This window comes from Paenibacillus sp. EKM10P (assembly GCF_011800655.1).
Lineage (GTDB): Bacteria > Bacillota > Bacilli > Paenibacillales > Paenibacillaceae > Paenibacillus > Paenibacillus polymyxa.
Map to the genome: position 1 here is coordinate 1 of NZ_JAALET010000132.1, position 239 is coordinate 239.

Below are 239 nucleotides of genomic sequence, written 5' to 3' on the forward strand. Positions count from 1 at the left end.
TCAGACTGCACACGCACTGGAATTGTATTGATAAATAGCCCGATCATGTGCTCCACACCTGGAATATCCCCTGGACGACCGGACACAACGCTGCCGAACACGACATCCGTACTGTTGTTATATTTCTGCAACAAGACGCCCCATACCGTCTGAATCAGCGTATTGATCGTGACCTGATTTTGCTTCGCCACCCGTTCGATCTGGGCAACCAGCTCTGGCTGGAATTCGCAATCCAGATC

1 protein-coding gene is annotated in these 239 nt (G+C 51.0%); it reads right to left on the reverse strand.

Going from position 1 to position 239, the window contains the following annotated elements; all coding sequences use genetic code 11:
• A partial coding sequence (locus HFE01_RS26795; protein ID WP_167438885.1) for a condensation domain-containing protein occupies positions 1 to 239 on the reverse strand: 239 nt, incomplete at both ends.